Raw genomic sequence first — 15,322 nt, forward strand, 5'->3', positions numbered from 1 at the left:
ATCCGACCGTTTTTTGATCAGCCAATCGTTTTCCTCAACATGTAGTAGATAACGATACCGGCGACCACAAGACCCCCTCCGAAGCGACGCAGCAGGTTGTCTGGCAATGTACTCATCGTGGCAATCATGCGACGCCAGGTTCGGGGATAAAGCATCGGACCGAGCCCTTCAAACACCAACACGAGCGCCAGTGCCAGCCAGATTGTTGCGTTCATTTTTTATCCTTATAAAAAGAAAACCACCGCCCTGATGGGCCGGTGGTTTTTACTTATAAAATCGAGACGTCAGTTTAACGTGTCGCGGAAGTCGGTGTCTTCATGTAACGGAAGAAATCGCTATCCGGGCTGAGCACCATCACATCCTGGTTGCTCTGGAAACTGCTTTCGTAAGCACGCAGGCTACGGATAAAGGCGTAGAAGTCAGGATCCTGACTAAAGGCGTCAGCAAACAGTTTCGCCGCTTCGGCATCGCCTTCACCACGCAGGATACGGCCCTGACGCTCAGATTCTGCCAGTGTCTTCGTGACTTCATAATCGGCCGCTGCGCGCAGTTTTTCAGCCTCTTCCTGACCCTGAGAACGGTGGCGACGGGCAACCGCTTCACGCTCAGCGCGCATACGGTTGAAGATCGCTTCCGACACTTCGGTTGGCAGGTTGATCTGCTTGATACGCACGTCAACAACTTCAATACCCAGCGCCGCCATACTGTTCGGGTTCACCACCGGCACTTTACCGTTGGTTTCAGCCTGAACGCGCTCCGCCGCTTTAGCGATTTCGTTATCCGCCGCTGGCGTTGTCACTTCGTCTACCGTACCCGCAGAACCGGAGTTCAGCGCGTCACGCACTTCCAGCGTCAGGCGGCCACGAGAGTCGGTCACGATATCTTTGACATCCAGGCGACCAATTTCAGAACGCAGACGGTCCGAGAACTTACGTTTCAACAGTACTTCCGCCTGAGAGACGTCACCGCCGCCCGTCGCCAGGAAGTAACGGCTGAAATCACTGATCCGCCACTTGATGTACGAGTCGACAATCAGGTCTTTCTTCTCTTTGGTCACGAAACGATCGGCCTGGTTATCCATCGTCTGGATACGCGCGTCCATCATTTTAACTGACTGAATAAAAGGCACTTTAAAATGCAGACCAGGCTCATAAATTACCGGCTTTTTATCGCCGTCACGCACCACGCTGCTGAACTGGAATTTGATCCCGCGTTCACCCTCTTTTACGACAAAAATAGAGGTGTAGAGCACTACCAGCGCGATGATGATAATCGCGATAACTGACTTACGCATCGTTATTCCCCCTGACGCTGATAGTCGTTACGCTGCGCGTTAGCGCGGCGTTGGTCCATAATGTCGCCCTGACTGATAGACGATGAATTGCTCGCACCGCTGTTACCGGAAGAGGACGCAGGCGGCAGGCGCAGAAGGTTGTTCGCGCCACTGCTATCGCTCTTTGCCGCAGGTGCATTCCCGCCTTTCAGCATCTGATCAAGCGGCAGAACCATCAGGTTGCCACCTTTATCGTTGACCAGCACTTTACGGGTGTGGCTCAGCACTTTTTCCATGGTCTCGATATAGAGACGCTCACGGGTAATTTCCGGTGCGGCTTTATACTCAGGCAGAATCTTCGCAAAGCGAGCCACTTCACCCTGGGCTTCCAGAATGGTTTGGGTCTTGTACGCGCGCGCTTCTTCCAGGATACGCTGCGCCTGACCGTTTGCACGAGGCTGCACTTCGTTGGTGTACGCTTCCGCTTCACGGATGAATTGCTGCTCGTTTTCACGTGCGGCAATCGCATCATCAAACGCGGCTTTGACCTCTTCTGGCGGACGCGCCGCCTGGAAGTTGACGTCCAGCAGGGTGATACCCATGTTGTACGGTCTGATGGTCTCTTCCAGCTCACGCTGGGTATCGCTACGGATAACGGTACGGCCTTCCGTCAGAATGCGGTCCATGCCGTATTTACCAATAACGCCACGCAGCGCGCTGTCTGTCGCCTGGCGCAGACTGTCATCCGCGCTGGTTACGCTATAGAGGTAACGCTCAGGATCGGTCACGCGGTACTGCACGTTCATTTCGACGCGCACGACGTTTTCATCAGACGTTAACATCACGCCGGACGCCGCCAGTTCGCGAACGGATTCGACGTTGACCGCCGTCACGTTATCGATAAAGGTCGGTTTCCAGTTCAGACCTGGCTCTACCAGATGACTGAATTTGCCGAAACGGGTCACAACGCCACGTTCCGCTTCTTTAATGGTGTAGAACCCACTGGCAGCCCAGATAATCACGGCAGCAGCCGCGACAATGCTGACGATGCGGCCGCCAACGTGGCCACGCGGGCCGGAAGGTTGTTGGCTTGCGCCACCTGAACCGGTGCCTTTGCCACCGCCCAGGCCGCCGAGTTTTTTGCTCAGCTTACGGAAGATATCATCCAGATCAGGTGGCCCCTGATCGCGACCGCCTTTGTTTCCATTTCCCTCAGAGTTGCCGCCTGGTTTGCTGCTTCCCCACGGGTCGCGGTCTTGTCCGTTGTTACCGGGCTGATTCCACGCCATGTATGTGCTCCATATTTGTTATGCGGTTTTACCCTTCATGCTTTGGGCTGCCTCTTTATTGGCGGCCTTGATTTGCCGCCACGATGCAACCCAAATTATTTTAGGTACCCCCAAAGGGGAAAATCCTTCTGGCCAACCGGTCAGACGACGTAGTCTTCCAGTGCCGGTTCTTGTTTACAGAGGCGACGCCAGTCCACAATCGGCATACGCACCTGTATGCCCAGACTCCCGTCTTCCTCCATCCACTCTTTTTCGATGGCCTGAAGCTGATAAAAACGACTTCTCAGACGACCTTCTTTTGCCGGCAAACGCAACGTATGCTGCGCAACCTCGCCAGACAGCCGCTCTGTTAAAGCCTGGAATAACAGTGGTACGCCGACTCCGGTCTGAGCGGAAAGCCACACCCGAATCGGTTTATTTTCATCATCACGGTCGATACGCGGCTCAAAATCATCCAGCATATCGATCTTGTTCATCACCAGCAGCGTCGGGATTTCATGTGCGTCGATCTCCTCAAGCACAATGTTCACCGCCTCGATGTTGTCAGCGACACGCACATCAGCCGCGTCTATGACATGCAATAGCAGTGTCGCCTGCCGGGTTTCCTGCAACGTCGCTTTAAACGCCGCCACCAGGTCATGTGGCAAATGGCGAATAAACCCAACGGTATCCGCCAGTACGGTTTCACCTACGTCAGCAACATCAATACGACGCAGGGTCGGGTCCAGTGTGGCGAACAGTTGATCCGCCGCGTACACCTGGGCCTCGGTTATCTGATTAAACAGGGAGGATTTGCCGGCGTTGGTATAACCCACCAGCGACACCGTTGGAATATCCGCTTTCATGCGCGAGCGGCGTCCCTGTTCACGCTGCTTTTCCACTTTCTCAAGCCGCGAGAGGATTTGCATAATACGATTACGCAGTAAACGACGGTCGGTTTCGAGCTGGGTTTCACCCGGGCCACGCAAACCAATCCCGCCCTTCTGTCTTTCAAGGTGGGTCCAGCCACGCACTAAACGCGTCGCTAAATGGCGCAACTGCGCCAGCTCAACCTGCAGCTTACCTTCATGGGTACGCGCGCGCTGGGCGAAAATATCTAATATCAGACCTGTACGGTCGATAACCCGGCATTCACATAACGCTTCAAGATTACGTTCCTGGGCCGGACTCAATGCGTGATCAAATAAAACAACAGAAGCCCCTGTCGCTTTTACGGCTTCCGCAATTTCGACAGCCTTACCTTCACCTACAAAATACTTAGGGTGCGGTGCTTTACGGCTACCAGTAATCACCTGCATTGCTTCGACACCGGCGGAAGAGACCAGAGATTCAAACTCCTGGAGATCTTCCATATCTTTGTCTTGCGAAAAATAGATGTGTACCAGCACCGCCTGCTCACCGGCTTCATAACGGTCAAACAAGCGTAAACTCTCCTAAAATACCAGCGGGGAACTCAGAATCCTGGCTCCCCGACATGGAAAAACAGCCATCAACCTTATTCGGTTTCTTCGCTGTCCTGCTGCGCAGAGGACTGAGCATTGCTACCGTGATGGTAGTTACTGCCAGTACCGCCGCCCGCGTTATTGCTATGATGAGAAACCGGGCGAGACGGAACAACAGTAGAAATAGCATGCTTGTAGACCATCTGGCTGACCGTGTTTTTCAACAGGATCACGAACTGATCGAAAGACTCAATTTGCCCTTGCAGCTTAATACCATTCACCAAATAAATTGAAACTGGAACACGTTCCCGACGCAGTGCGTTCAGGAACGGATCTTGTAAAGATTGCCCCTTAGCCATTCTATCTTTTCCTTATATGCTTGTTTTGTACTTAGAACCCGGGAGTTCTGAAAACTGCGTAAAATTTTGCGCACGATACAACTTGATTGTACACATTCAATTCGCGATCGCACCAATAACCTGTAACACTTCGTTGTATGACTCTTGCGGCTTTTCACTGTCTAACCAGTGAACGCCATCCCAGCCACGCAACCAGGTTATTTGCCGCTTTGCTAACTGCCTCGTGGCGCAAACACCTCTGTAAACCATTTCGTCGTAGGATATTTCGCCTTCAAGATACGACCACATCTGGCGATAACCCACACAACGAACGGAAGGCATATCCGTATGCAAATCTCCGCGAGCAAAAAGCGCCCGCACTTCTGCTTCAAAACCCGAAGCTAACATCTGATGAAAACGCTGCTCAATTCGCTGATGGAGCAGTTCACGGCTCGCCGGGGCGATGGCGAACTGATGCACCTGATACGGCAGAGTATCTCCAGACGTTTGCGTCAGATCTGTTAAAGTTTTACCCGAAATGAAAAAAACTTCCAGTGCCCGGGAAAGCCTTTGCGGATCATTTGGATGGATTCGCGCTGCGGCTACAGGATCAATAGTCTGTAGCTGCTGATGCAACGCGTCCCATCCACGCTCTGCTGCTTGTCTTTCAATCTCTGCTCGTACCGCTGGATCCGCTGATGGCAAAGGGGACAACCCTTCCAGCAGTGCTTTAAAATAAAGCATCGTACCGCCAACCAGCAACGGGATGCGCCCTTCTGCGGTAATCTCCGCCATGGCTGCCAGCGCATCGCGGCGAAAATCGGCCGCGGAATACGCCTGCGCCGGGTCGAGAATATCCAACAACCGGTGCGGAGCGGCGCATAATTCAGCGGCAGTCGGCTTCGCCGTACCGATATCCATCCCTTGATAGATAAGGGCTGAATCCACGCTTATCAACTCAACTGGCAAAACTTTACGTAACTCAATGGCTAATGCCGTTTTGCCAGAGGCCGTCGGCCCCATCAAAAAAATAGCCTTAGGCAGGCCAGCCTTGCTTACATCACTCATGTTTCAGGGCATTCATCGCCATAGATAAATCAACAGGTTGTAACAAACCATCTGGCGGGGTCTTAACCAGATGCGGACAAAGACGCTCGACGTCGGTAAGCAGGCTAATGGCTTGCGCCATATTCCACTGGGTATGCTCGCTCGCCAGATGGCGGGCCAGCCAGTGGGAAACATTCACCGCATCAATCTCTGTCTGCTGCGCCAGGTAGCCTATCAGTTCAGGAATCAAGATTTGTAAATTTTGTTGGCGTAAGGGTAAAGGCACGGCGCGAATCGTAACGTGTTGACCATCCGGCACAAATTCGATACCCATTTCGGCCAGCACCGGTTGCGCGCGTTTTAACGCGGCATTTTCTTGTGAGGACACTTTCAGACGCACAGGAATGAGCAACGGCTGTCCGCACACCGGCCCGCCGGTCGGCGACAATTGCGCCTGCCTCAGCCAGCGTTCTGCCACGGGCAACGCCAGTAATGCGACCTGACCGCCGCGCTCAAGCAAAGCAAAGGCAGGCGCGACAACCGTCAGCACCCGACCAAAACTCTGGCTGTGCGCGTCCAGAACGGGAGCGGCTTCTTTTACGACATCCGCTTTACGCTCCGCCGCCGGGGTTTCCAGCAACTGGCGGTACAGCGCGCCTTGCTGCTTCTGATAACCCGGCTGTGCGTTTGGCCATGAAGGCGCACGCGCGGAACCTGCCGAAGCAGCCCCTGATGAAGCAGACGCTCGCGTCGTAGGCTCGCGCATCACAGAGGGTTCTGCGAAGTGATTGCGCCCGGCGGCGATGCGGTTTTCCGGTATCGGGCGCGGCGCAGGTTCGTCTTCCAGCGGCAAGTCGGTTGCTGTCTGCTGTTGCAGCACGCTCAGCACACCCTGGTAGATAAAATCATGCACCAGCCTTGACTGGTGAAAACGCACCTCATGTTTTGCCGGATGCACGTTCACATCAACCTGGTGCGGGTCTATCTCTAAATAGAGGACAAAGGCAGGCTGCTGATCGGCCCCAAGCTTGTCTTCACAGGCCTGGCGAATCGCGTGGTTAATCAGGCGATCGCGCATCATGCGGCCATTGACGTAGCAATACTGGATTTCAGCAAACGCGGATGTGGTCGCCGTGGGCTCAGCCACCCAGCCACGTAGCGCCAGGTCGCCATGCTGCCATTCGATTTCCAGCGCCTGTTCCAGAAATGCAGTACCACAAATAGCCCCCAGTCGACGCTCTTTTTGCCCGTTCTGAGTCACCGCACGGTACTGGCGCATCATCTTACCGTTATGGCTCAGGTTGATGGTGACATCAAAACGCGCCAGCGCGATGCGTCTTACGACTTCATCAATATGGCCGAATTCGGTTTTTTCGGTGCGCATGAATTTACGCCGCGCCGGGGTGTTATAGAAGAGGTCCAGCACTTCCAGGGTGGTGCCAACAGGATGAGCGGCAGGCTTAACGGTCACGTCCATATCGCGGCCTTCCGCATAAGCCTGCCAGGCCTCCTGCTGTTCGGCGGTGCGCGAGGTGAGCGTCAAACGCGAGACAGAGCTGATACTGGCCAGCGCTTCACCGCGAAAACCCAGACTGATGATGGCTTCAAGATCGTCAAGCGAGGCAATTTTACTGGTGGCATGACGTGCCAGCGCCAGCGCCAGCTCATCTTTTTTAATACCGCCGCCATTATCGCGAATGCGGATAAGCTTCGCCCCGCCGCGTTCGATATCGATATCGATGCGGGTCGCGCCCGCATCCAGACTGTTTTCCACCAGTTCCTTCACCACCGACGCAGGGCGTTCCACCACTTCGCCTGCGGCGATTTGGTTCGCAAGCTGTGGCGGCAAAACCTGAATCGGCATGAAGTCTCCTTAATTAAGCAATCCGCTGGCGGGCGCTGCGGCGTTAGCCATTTGTCCACTGCCACCCTGCGGCGCAGATTGCAGAGGGTGTGCAAGGAAATAGTTGCGCAGCCCCGTGTAGATTGCTTCCGCAAGCTGCTGCTGGTATTCATCGCTGCCCAGCATACGCTCTTCGCTGTTGTTACTGATAAACCCGGTTTCAACCAGCACTGACGGGATATCCGGCGAACGAAGTACACCAAGGCTTGCGTGTTCCGGATGTCGCTTATGTAGCGCGCCAATACGCGCAAGCTGAGTGATCATACTGCTGGCGACATCATAACCGACACGCTGAGAATGGCCGAATTGTAAATCCAGCACCGCCTGGCTCAGGTAGGGGTCAGACTGACTGTTCGCCAGTACATCGCCCGCGCCGCCCAACAGCTCGGACTGTTTCTCATGCTGCTCAAGCCAGCCCGCCATTTCACTGTTGGCGCGACGGTTAGAAAGCACCCAGACGGACGCGCCGGTAGCATCGCGATTCGGTGCGGCATCCGCATGAATCGACACCAGGAAGTTTGCGTTTTGTTTACGCGCCACGTCCGAACGCCCCATCACCGAGATAAAGTAATCGCCATCGCGGGTCATTACGGCTTTGAACATGGGGTCGTCATTCAGCAAAGTACGCAGTTTACGCGCCACGGAGATAGTGACGTTTTTCTCCTGAGTGCCGCCAGGGCCAATCGCACCAGGATCCTGCCCGCCGTGCCCGGCATCGATAGCAATAATGACTTTATTGTCCCCGGAAGCCGGACGCGCCTGTGCCGCAGGACGAACCGCCGTATTGCTGCTGGTGACGCTAGTGATGCGATCGTTGCTGCCACTAAAAGGATTACGACCGGGTTGGGTCTGCACCGGTTGCGGCGTGACGGCAGGCGCCTCAACGCGTTTCGCTACCACTTTTGGCGGTGGAGGCGGTGGCGGCACATCGGCATCAATGGTAAACACCACGGTATAACCTGAGCCGCTTTGCTGTTTCACCGCGCGCGTTTTACCGTTTTGCGTTAAATCGACCACCAATCGCAGCGACTGGTTATCCTTCGGCGTGCCCGAACGAATGCTCCTGACCAAATTGTTACCGCTGAACTGGAGCGGCAACCCCTGAATTACACCGGTTTGTTTGATATCCAGCGCAACGCTTCGCTTCCCTTCCTGAGAAAAGGCATATTCCGGGTCGCCCATAAAACTGAACGTGATACGGGCCTGGTTATCCCCATTGGAAACCTGAATATCTGACAAACTCGCCGCACCGACCTGCATGCTGAATAAAATCAGTGCGGTCATTAGCCAACTTTTAACGCGATAAATCATCCCGTCATCCCTTAGATTAACCGGCCAAACGAGCCAGCAATGCATCGCCAGATGAGGATACAGCAGTAATGCGCGCCTCACGCCCCTGCGCCTGGTAATCAATATGAATTTCGACATCCGGGTCAGGCAGCACACCCGCACCTTGTTGCGGCCACTCGACCAGGCAAATAGCGTCGTTGGCAAAATAATCGCGGATCCCCATAAATTCCAGCTCCTCAGGATCCGCAAGGCGATACAGGTCGAAGTGGTACACATTCAGCTTATCGAGTGTGTAGGGTTCAACCAGCGTATAGGTCGGGCTTTTAACATTCCCGTTGTGACCCAGAGCCTGCAGAAAGCCCCGGCTGAAAGTGGTTTTACCCGCACCCAGGTCGCCGTACAGGTAAATCACTGTCGCGCCATTGCAAGCCTGCGCCATGCGTTGCCCCAACGTAAGGGTCGCTTGCTCATCAGGTAAAGGAATTACTCGATTCATCATCTTCTGTTTCAATAACGTCCGGGTTAACTACACGCACCAGCGTGGAAAAAAGATCGGTTGCCAGCATGCCCCGCATCCCTTGCCGCGCCGCCAGCACATCTGCCGCAACACCATGGGCGAGACAGCCTGCGCAGGCCGCGTCATACAGTTCAAGCTTCTGCCCCAGCATTGCGCCGATAATACCAGACAGCACATCTCCCATGCCGCCGCTGGCCATCCCCGCATTGCCGGCATCAATAATACTGACCTTGCCGTCAGCGCCGGCCACCACCGTACCCGCCCCTTTCAGAACGACAACGCCTGCGTATCGTTGTAGCAGACGTTGCGCAGAAAGTAAGCGATCACTTTCAATTTCTGCAACGGAACAGCCAAGCAGGCGCGCAGCCTCGCCAGGGTGCGGCGTCAGGATGCGATTGTGACGTTTATCGGGATTGATTGCCAGAAGGTTCAGCGCATCCGCGTCCCAGAGCATCGGTTTGCGGAAATTCTCAACTTTCTGCAGGGCTTTTTTGCCCCACTCTTGCTGACCGAGCCCCGGCCCAATGACCACCACATCGGCCCACTCCAGACTCTCTTCAAGGCTCTGTGGCGTGAGTTGATGTACCATCAGTTCCGGGCGGGCCGTAATGACAGGCGCAATATTTTCGCTACGCGTGAGCACACGCACCAGCCCCGCCCCCGCCCGCAGCGCCGCTTCGCCCGCCATGCGGATAGCGCCAGCGGTGCCATGATCGCCGCCAATGATGACCAGCCGGCCATGGGAGCCTTTATGTGAAGTGGGACAGCGCGGCCTAAACCAGTGGGGAAGGAACGTCGCATCAACGCGGGTCAATAAAGTTGGCTGCCCGGCCAGCCAGTTTTCCAGCCCCAGAGCATGATGATGGAGCACACCGACGACATCACGGGCCTTCCCGGTCAGCAACCCCGGTTTCAGGGCGATAAAAGTCACGGTATGCGCGGCCTCAATGACCGCACCAGGCGTTGTACCGGTCTGGGCCACTAAACCAGAAGGAATATCCAGCGCCAGGATCGGAGCCGGATGTGCATTGGCCTGGGCTATCAGGGAGGCGCCAGGTTCTCTTGGTGCGCTGTTAAGCCCTGTGCCCAGCAAACCATCAATAATCAGATCGACGCCTTCCGGCCAGATGATATCAGCGGCATGGATGACACCTCCCGCGTTCAGCCAGGCTTCTCGCGCCGCCTGCGCCTCTTCCGGCAGCGGCTTGCTCCCCTCAACAGCCAACAGGGTCACCTCAATGCCTGCGGCCGCGGCCAGACGTGCGACAACATAACCATCGCCGCCGTTGTTGCCATGGCCGCACAGCACGAGCCAGTGTCGCGTTGTGGGGTAGTATGCCCGTGCGACGTTGAACGCGGCTTCACCCGCACGCTGCATCAGTTCAAACAGCGTAATCCCAAGGCTATCTGCCGCCTCCTTTTCCGCCCGCCGCAGTTCATCCGCAGGCCAGATGGAGTGTGGTATACTTGCTGCGTATTTCTTCATTGTATGGTCCGTCATGTCAGAGCCCCTCGATCTCAATCAATTAGCGCACAGCATCAAACAGTGGGGCTCTGAACTGGGTTTTCAGCAGGTCGGTATCGCTGACACCGACCTTTCCGCCAGCGAACCTAAGCTGCAGGCATGGCTGGACAAACAATATCATGGCGAAATGGAGTGGATGGCGCGACACGGCATGATGCGCGCCCGTCCACACGAGCTTCTGCCCGGCACCTTGCGGGTTATCAGCGTAAGAATGAACTATCTCCCCGCAAATGCCGCCTTCGCCAGCACACTTAAAAACCCGGCGCTGGGCTATGTCAGCCGCTACGCGCTGGGCCGCGATTATCATAAACTGCTACGTAACCGATTAAAGCAACTCGGTGAAAAGATCCAGCAGCATTGTGCCTCGCTGAATTTTAGACCGTTTGTGGATTCTGCGCCCATCCTTGAACGCCCGTTAGCCGAAAAAGCCGGGCTTGGCTGGGTAGGTAAGCACTCACTAATCCTTAATCGCCAGGCCGGGTCATTCTTCTTCCTCGGCGAGTTACTCATTGATTTGCCCCTGCCTGTCGATCAGCCCGTTGAAGAGGATTGCGGTCGCTGCGTGGCCTGCCTCACCATTTGCCCGACCGGGGCGATTGTCGAGCCCTATACGGTCGATGCACGCCGCTGCATCTCTTATCTCACCATTGAGCTGGAAGGGGCGATTCCGGAGGAATTCCGCCCGTTAATCGGTAACCGCATCTATGGCTGCGACGACTGTCAGCTTATTTGCCCGTGGAACCGTTTCTCGCAATTAACAGATGAAGCAGATTTCAGCCCGCGCAAGGCGCTGCATTCGCCGGAACTGATTGAATTGTTTGCATGGAGCGAGAGCTGGTTTTTGAAAGTAACGGAAGGCTCGGCAATTCGCCGTATCGGTCATCTACGCTGGCTGCGTAATATTGCCGTCGCGCTGGGTAACGCCCCCTGGGATGAAGCCAATATACGTGCGCTGGAACAACGCCGGGGTGAGCACCCACTTCTTGATGAACATATAGAATGGGCCATTGCGCAACAGGTGGAAAAACGAAATGCCTGCGTGGTGGAAGTACAGACGCCGAAGAAACAACGCCTTGTGAGGGTCATCGAAAAGGGGTTGATACGTGACGCCTGAGACATCCACAGCTTGTGAATAAAATTAAAAACGCATTGCGTTTCAATGCCCACAAAATCGTCAAGTGATCCCATTAACAATTTAAGATGAATTTTTTATTAAAAAATTCAGTAAGTTAAATTGATACTATTCACCAGACGAAGCGATTGGGATTTCAAATGAAGGCAGGCGTTCTGTGGATAAGTCTGTTTACAAGAATATGTAAGGACGAAAAAAATCGTCCGCAGCATGTGCTTTCCGCTGTGGATAATTTAATGGAGTAAAAATTTGGAGCGGGAAACGAGACTCGAACTCGCGACCCCGACCTTGGCAAGGTCGTGCTCTACCAACTGAGCTATTCCCGCTTGGGTGGTGCGTATCTTTCGATACTTTTCAAATTTTGGAGCGGGAAACGAGACTCGAACTCGCGACCCCGACCTTGGCAAGGTCGTGCTCTACCAACTGAGCTATTCCCGCATAATCTCTGGTTTCACGTTGCAACAGCTTGGCTACACGTGCATACCGGCGATTGATGGTGCATTCAAATTTTGGAGCGGGAAACGAGACTCGAACTCGCGACCCCGACCTTGGCAAGGTCGTGCTCTACCAACTGAGCTATTCCCGCAAACATCATTTTTCTTGCTGTCGTAATTTCACATTTCTGTGTCGTCACGGGAGGCGCATTATACGAGAATTCCTTTCTCCTGCAAGCCCCCCGAAAACGATTTTTTAAATTTTTCGTTCAAGTGCTCGATTATTCGTCATCTTGCCTGTTTTTGCACCGGACGGACTACCTTACTCCCTTTTTCATCCATCCGGGCACTCTTTTTACAGCTTAATAAAATGTTCGCGATAGTAGGAAAGCTCGGCCACAGACTCGCGGATATCATCCATTGCCTGATGCGTGCCCTGTTTTTTGAAGCCGTCGAGAATTTCCGGTTTCCAGCGACGCGCTAACTCTTTTAAGGTGCTGACGTCCAGATAACGATAGTGGAAGTAAGCTTCCAGCTCCGGCATGTACTTAAACAGAAAACGACGGTCCTGACCGATACTGTTGCCACAAATTGGCGACTTGCCCGCTGGCACCCACTCTTTCAGAAATTCGATGGTCGCCAGCTCTGCCGCGCGATCATCAAACTGACTTGCCTTGACGCGCTCCACCAGACCGCTGCCAGTGTGGGTACGTACGTTCCAGTCATCCATCAACGCCAGCTGAGCGTCAGACTGATGAACCGCAATTGTCGGCCCCTCCGCCAGGATATTCAGATTCGCGTCGGTAACCAGGGTCGCGATTTCAATAATACGATCGCGTTCCGGATTCAGCCCGGTCATCTCCAGATCGATCCAAATCAGGTTGTTTTCATTTGCACTCATGCTATTTTCCACCCTTCTCGCGTCATATTCAGCGTGACTATATTCATCTAAAATAGCGTGTATCATAAAGGTTTTGCCCATCCGGGGCGACCAGGAGCCAGTACGATTGAGTAAAAATAAACTCTCCAAAGGACAGCAACGCCGCGTCAACGCGAATCATCAGCGCCGGTTAAAAACGTCTGTGGAGAAAGCCGACTACGATGACAACCTGTTTGGCGAGCCGTCTGAGGGCATAGTGATTAGCCGCTTCGGCATGCACGCGGACGTTGAAGCCGCGGATGGCACCGTACACCGTTGCAATATTCGTCGTACCATTCGTTCACTGGTCACCGGCGACCGCGTCGTCTGGCGTCCGGGTAAAGAGGCGGCGGAAGGGGTGACGGTAAAAGGCATTGTCGAAGCCGTACACGATCGCACGTCCGTACTGACCCGTCCTGACTTTTACGATGGCGTAAAACCGATCGCGGCAAATATCGATCAGATCGTGATCGTTTCAGCCATTTTGCCGGAACTCTCGCTCAATATTATCGATCGTTATCTGGTGGCCTGCGAAGCGCTGGAGGTTGAACCGCTGATCGTGCTGAACAAGATCGATCTGCTGGACGATGAAGGCATGGCCTTCGTCAATGAGCAGATGGATATCTACCGCAAAATCGGTTATCGCGTATTGATGGTATCCAGCCATACCCAGAACGGGCTGCAGCCACTTGAGGACGCATTAACTGACCGTATCAGTATTTTTGCCGGGCAGTCTGGCGTGGGCAAATCCAGCCTGTTGAACGCCCTGCTCGGTCTGCATGAAGACCAAATCCTGACAAATGATGTCTCTGATAACTCCGGTCTGGGCCAGCACACTACGACAGCCGCCCGTCTTTATCACTTCCCGCACGGCGGCGATGTGATTGATTCTCCCGGGGTGCGTGAATTTGGACTCTGGCATCTGGAGCCGGAACAAATTACTAACGGCTTTGTCGAATTCCATGACTATATCGGCCACTGCAAATACCGTGACTGTAAACACGCCAGCGACCCAGGCTGCGCCATCCGCGAAGCCGTCGACAAGGGCGAAATCGCCGGGACGCGGTTCGAAAATTATCACCGTATTCTTGAGAGCATGGCACAAGTAAAAACGCGTAAAAGCTTTTCTGAATCCGATGACTGACAACTAAGCTAAGCGTCGTTAGAATCGTCCCCCTTTTTTGCAAAGATCTGGCGATAGCGCCGGGTCAGGAACGACAAAAACAATGGCCTGGAGGCTACCTTGTTAAACTCATTTAAACTTTCGCTTCAATACATTCTGCCGAAACTGTGGCTCACTCGCCTGGCGGGCTGGGGCGCAAGCAAACGCGCGGGTTGGCTGACCAAACTGGTTATTGATCTGTTCGTCAAATACTACAAGGTCAATATGCAGGAGGCGCAAAAGCCGGACACCGCCAGCTATCGCACCTTCAACGACTTCTTCGTGCGCCCGTTGCGTGACGATGTTCGCCCGCTGAACACCGATCCGAACATCCTGGTCATGCCCGCAGACGGCGTGATAAGCCAGCTCGGTAAAATCGAAAACGACAAAATCCTGCAGGCGAAAGGCCACGATTACAGCCTGGAAGCCCTGCTGGCAGGCAACTACCTGATGGCAGACCTGTTCCGTAATGGCTCTTTTGCTACCACGTACCTGTCACCACGTGATTATCACCGCGTGCATATGCCGTGCAACGGCATCCTGCGGGAAATGATTTATGTACCGGGCGACCTGTTTTCGGTTAACCACCTGACGGCGCAGAACGTGCCGAACCTGTTTGCCCGTAACGAGCGCGTCATTTGCTTGTTCGATACTGAATTCGGCCCGATGGCGCAAATTCTGGTCGGAGCCACGATTGTCGGCAGTATTGAGACAGTTTGGGCCGGTACGATCACCCCACCGCGCGAAGGCATCATCAAACGCTGGACCTTTCCTGCAGGCGAGAGCGATGGTGCAGTTGCGCTGCTGAAAGGCCAGGAGATGGGCCGCTTCAAACTGGGTTCAACGGTGATTAACCTGTTCGCGCCGGGTAAAGTGAATCTGGCAGAACACCTGCAAAGCCTTTCTGTGACCAAAATCGGCGAGCCGCTGGCCGTCTCCACCGAAACGCTGGTGACACCGGAAGCTGAACCGACGCCTCTGCCCGCAGAAGAAATTGCCGCCGAGCTGGATGCCAGCCCGCTGGTAGACGACAAGAAAGACGAAGTCTAAC

At 54.4% G+C, this 15,322-nt stretch carries 14 protein-coding genes and 3 tRNA genes; 3 read left to right on the top strand and 14 right to left on the bottom strand.

Annotation, left to right across the window (positions count from 1 at the left end; all coding sequences use genetic code 11):
- Positions 1-17: 17 nt before the first annotated feature.
- The 10 genes from MRY16398_RS25940 to nnr form a co-directional block, all read right to left on the bottom strand.
- A complete protein-coding gene (locus MRY16398_RS25940) occupies positions 18-215 on the bottom strand; it encodes a DUF2065 domain-containing protein (RefSeq protein ID WP_125125475.1) in 198 nt (65 codons plus the stop codon).
- A gap of 74 nt (positions 216-289) precedes the next feature.
- Positions 290-1,294: a protease modulator HflC gene (hflC, locus tag MRY16398_RS25945; RefSeq protein WP_039077812.1), complete on the bottom strand. Its 1,005-nt coding sequence runs from the start codon at positions 1,292-1,294 to the stop codon at positions 290-292.
- Positions 1,295-1,296: 2 nt separating this feature from the next.
- The gene (gene hflK / locus MRY16398_RS25950) at positions 1,297-2,562 is read right to left on the bottom strand and encodes an FtsH protease activity modulator HflK (RefSeq protein ID WP_039077813.1); all 1,266 of its coding nucleotides are present in this window, start codon (positions 2,560-2,562) and stop codon (positions 1,297-1,299) included.
- A gap of 140 nt (positions 2,563-2,702) precedes the next feature.
- Complete coding sequence (gene hflX / locus MRY16398_RS25955) at positions 2,703-3,983, bottom strand: ribosome rescue GTPase HflX (RefSeq protein WP_039077814.1); 1,281 nt, start codon at positions 3,981-3,983, stop codon at positions 2,703-2,705.
- A 74-nt stretch (positions 3,984-4,057) separates the two neighbouring features.
- Positions 4,058-4,363, bottom strand: a complete 306-nt coding sequence (gene hfq, locus MRY16398_RS25960) for an RNA chaperone Hfq (protein WP_039077815.1) — start codon at positions 4,361-4,363, stop codon at positions 4,058-4,060.
- Positions 4,364-4,459: 96 nt separating this feature from the next.
- Complete coding sequence (gene miaA / locus MRY16398_RS25965; RefSeq protein ID WP_039077816.1) at positions 4,460-5,410, bottom strand: tRNA (adenosine(37)-N6)-dimethylallyltransferase MiaA; 951 nt, start codon at positions 5,408-5,410, stop codon at positions 4,460-4,462.
- Positions 5,403-7,253: a DNA mismatch repair endonuclease MutL gene (gene mutL, locus MRY16398_RS25970; RefSeq protein ID WP_071193465.1), complete on the bottom strand. Its 1,851-nt coding sequence runs from the start codon at positions 7,251-7,253 to the stop codon at positions 5,403-5,405. Before mutL ends, miaA begins: the two co-directional genes overlap by 8 nt.
- Before the next feature lie 9 nt (positions 7,254-7,262).
- Positions 7,263-8,603: an N-acetylmuramoyl-L-alanine amidase AmiB gene (gene amiB / locus MRY16398_RS25975; protein ID WP_125125476.1), complete on the bottom strand. Its 1,341-nt coding sequence runs from the start codon at positions 8,601-8,603 to the stop codon at positions 7,263-7,265.
- 16 nt (positions 8,604-8,619) lie between these two features.
- Entirely contained in the window at positions 8,620-9,081 is a 462-nt protein-coding gene (gene tsaE / locus MRY16398_RS25980; protein WP_039077819.1) for a tRNA (adenosine(37)-N6)-threonylcarbamoyltransferase complex ATPase subunit type 1 TsaE, read from the bottom strand.
- Complete coding sequence (gene nnr, locus MRY16398_RS25985) at positions 9,053-10,600, bottom strand: bifunctional ADP-dependent NAD(P)H-hydrate dehydratase/NAD(P)H-hydrate epimerase (RefSeq protein WP_079497682.1); 1,548 nt, start codon at positions 10,598-10,600, stop codon at positions 9,053-9,055. The genes tsaE and nnr overlap by 29 nt, the downstream gene beginning before the upstream one ends.
- Between nnr and queG the strand changes: the two genes are divergently transcribed.
- Positions 10,599-11,738, top strand: coding sequence for a tRNA epoxyqueuosine(34) reductase QueG (queG, locus tag MRY16398_RS25990; protein WP_071193462.1), 1,140 nt, complete (start codon positions 10,599-10,601; stop codon positions 11,736-11,738). The two genes, nnr and queG, sit on opposite strands and share 2 nt — an antisense overlap.
- A 268-nt stretch (positions 11,739-12,006) precedes the next feature.
- Here the strand turns inward: queG and MRY16398_RS25995 are convergent.
- The 4 genes from MRY16398_RS25995 to orn all read right to left on the bottom strand — a co-directional run bounded on the left by MRY16398_RS25995 (position 12,007) and on the right by orn (position 13,091).
- Positions 12,007-12,082 (bottom strand) — tRNA-Gly (locus MRY16398_RS25995).
- 36 nt (positions 12,083-12,118) lie between these two features.
- Positions 12,119-12,194 (bottom strand) — tRNA-Gly (locus tag MRY16398_RS26000).
- 72 nt (positions 12,195-12,266) lie between these two features.
- Positions 12,267-12,342: transfer RNA gene (locus MRY16398_RS26005), tRNA-Gly, on the bottom strand.
- Positions 12,343-12,545: 203 nt separating this feature from the next.
- On the bottom strand, positions 12,546-13,091 hold the full coding sequence (gene orn / locus MRY16398_RS26010; RefSeq protein WP_039077828.1) for an oligoribonuclease: 546 nt from the start codon (positions 13,089-13,091) through the stop codon (positions 12,546-12,548).
- 106 nt (positions 13,092-13,197) lie between these two features.
- Here orn and rsgA point away from each other — a divergent pair, with 106 nt between their 5' ends.
- Positions 13,198-14,253, top strand: coding sequence for a small ribosomal subunit biogenesis GTPase RsgA (gene rsgA / locus MRY16398_RS26015; RefSeq protein ID WP_172600689.1), 1,056 nt, complete (start codon positions 13,198-13,200; stop codon positions 14,251-14,253).
- Positions 14,254-14,352: 99 nt separating this feature from the next.
- Positions 14,353-15,321, top strand: coding sequence for an archaetidylserine decarboxylase (gene asd, locus MRY16398_RS26020; RefSeq protein ID WP_039077830.1), 969 nt, complete (start codon positions 14,353-14,355; stop codon positions 15,319-15,321).
- Position 15,322 lies beyond the last annotated feature (1 nt).

Source organism: Phytobacter sp. MRY16-398 (assembly GCF_003925915.1).
GTDB lineage: Bacteria > Pseudomonadota > Gammaproteobacteria > Enterobacterales > Enterobacteriaceae > Phytobacter > Phytobacter diazotrophicus.

Bases quoted from the DNA above. Each gene is read 5' to 3' on its own strand.
- hflK (WP_039077813.1), bottom strand. From the start codon at position 2,562: ATGGCGTGGAATCAGCCCGGTAACAACGGACAAGACCGCGACCCGTGG.
- orn (WP_039077828.1), bottom strand. From the start codon at position 13,091: ATGAGTGCAAATGAAAACAACCTGATTTGGATCGATCTGGAGATGACC.
- mutL (WP_071193465.1), bottom strand. From the start codon at position 7,253: ATGCCGATTCAGGTTTTGCCGCCACAGCTTGCGAACCAAATCGCCGCA.
- miaA (WP_039077816.1), bottom strand. From the start codon at position 5,410: ATGAGTGATGTAAGCAAGGCTGGCCTGCCTAAGGCTATTTTTTTGATG.
- amiB (WP_125125476.1), bottom strand. From the start codon at position 8,603: ATGATTTATCGCGTTAAAAGTTGGCTAATGACCGCACTGATTTTATTC.
- hfq (WP_039077815.1), bottom strand. From the start codon at position 4,363: ATGGCTAAGGGGCAATCTTTACAAGATCCGTTCCTGAACGCACTGCGT.
- MRY16398_RS25940 (WP_125125475.1), bottom strand. From the start codon at position 215: ATGAACGCAACAATCTGGCTGGCACTGGCGCTCGTGTTGGTGTTTGAA.
- nnr (WP_079497682.1), bottom strand. From the start codon at position 10,600: ATGACGGACCATACAATGAAGAAATACGCAGCAAGTATACCACACTCC.
- queG (WP_071193462.1), top strand. From the start codon at position 10,599: ATGTCAGAGCCCCTCGATCTCAATCAATTAGCGCACAGCATCAAACAG.
- hflC (WP_039077812.1), bottom strand. From the start codon at position 1,294: ATGCGTAAGTCAGTTATCGCGATTATCATCATCGCGCTGGTAGTGCTC.
- tsaE (WP_039077819.1), bottom strand. From the start codon at position 9,081: ATGATGAATCGAGTAATTCCTTTACCTGATGAGCAAGCGACCCTTACG.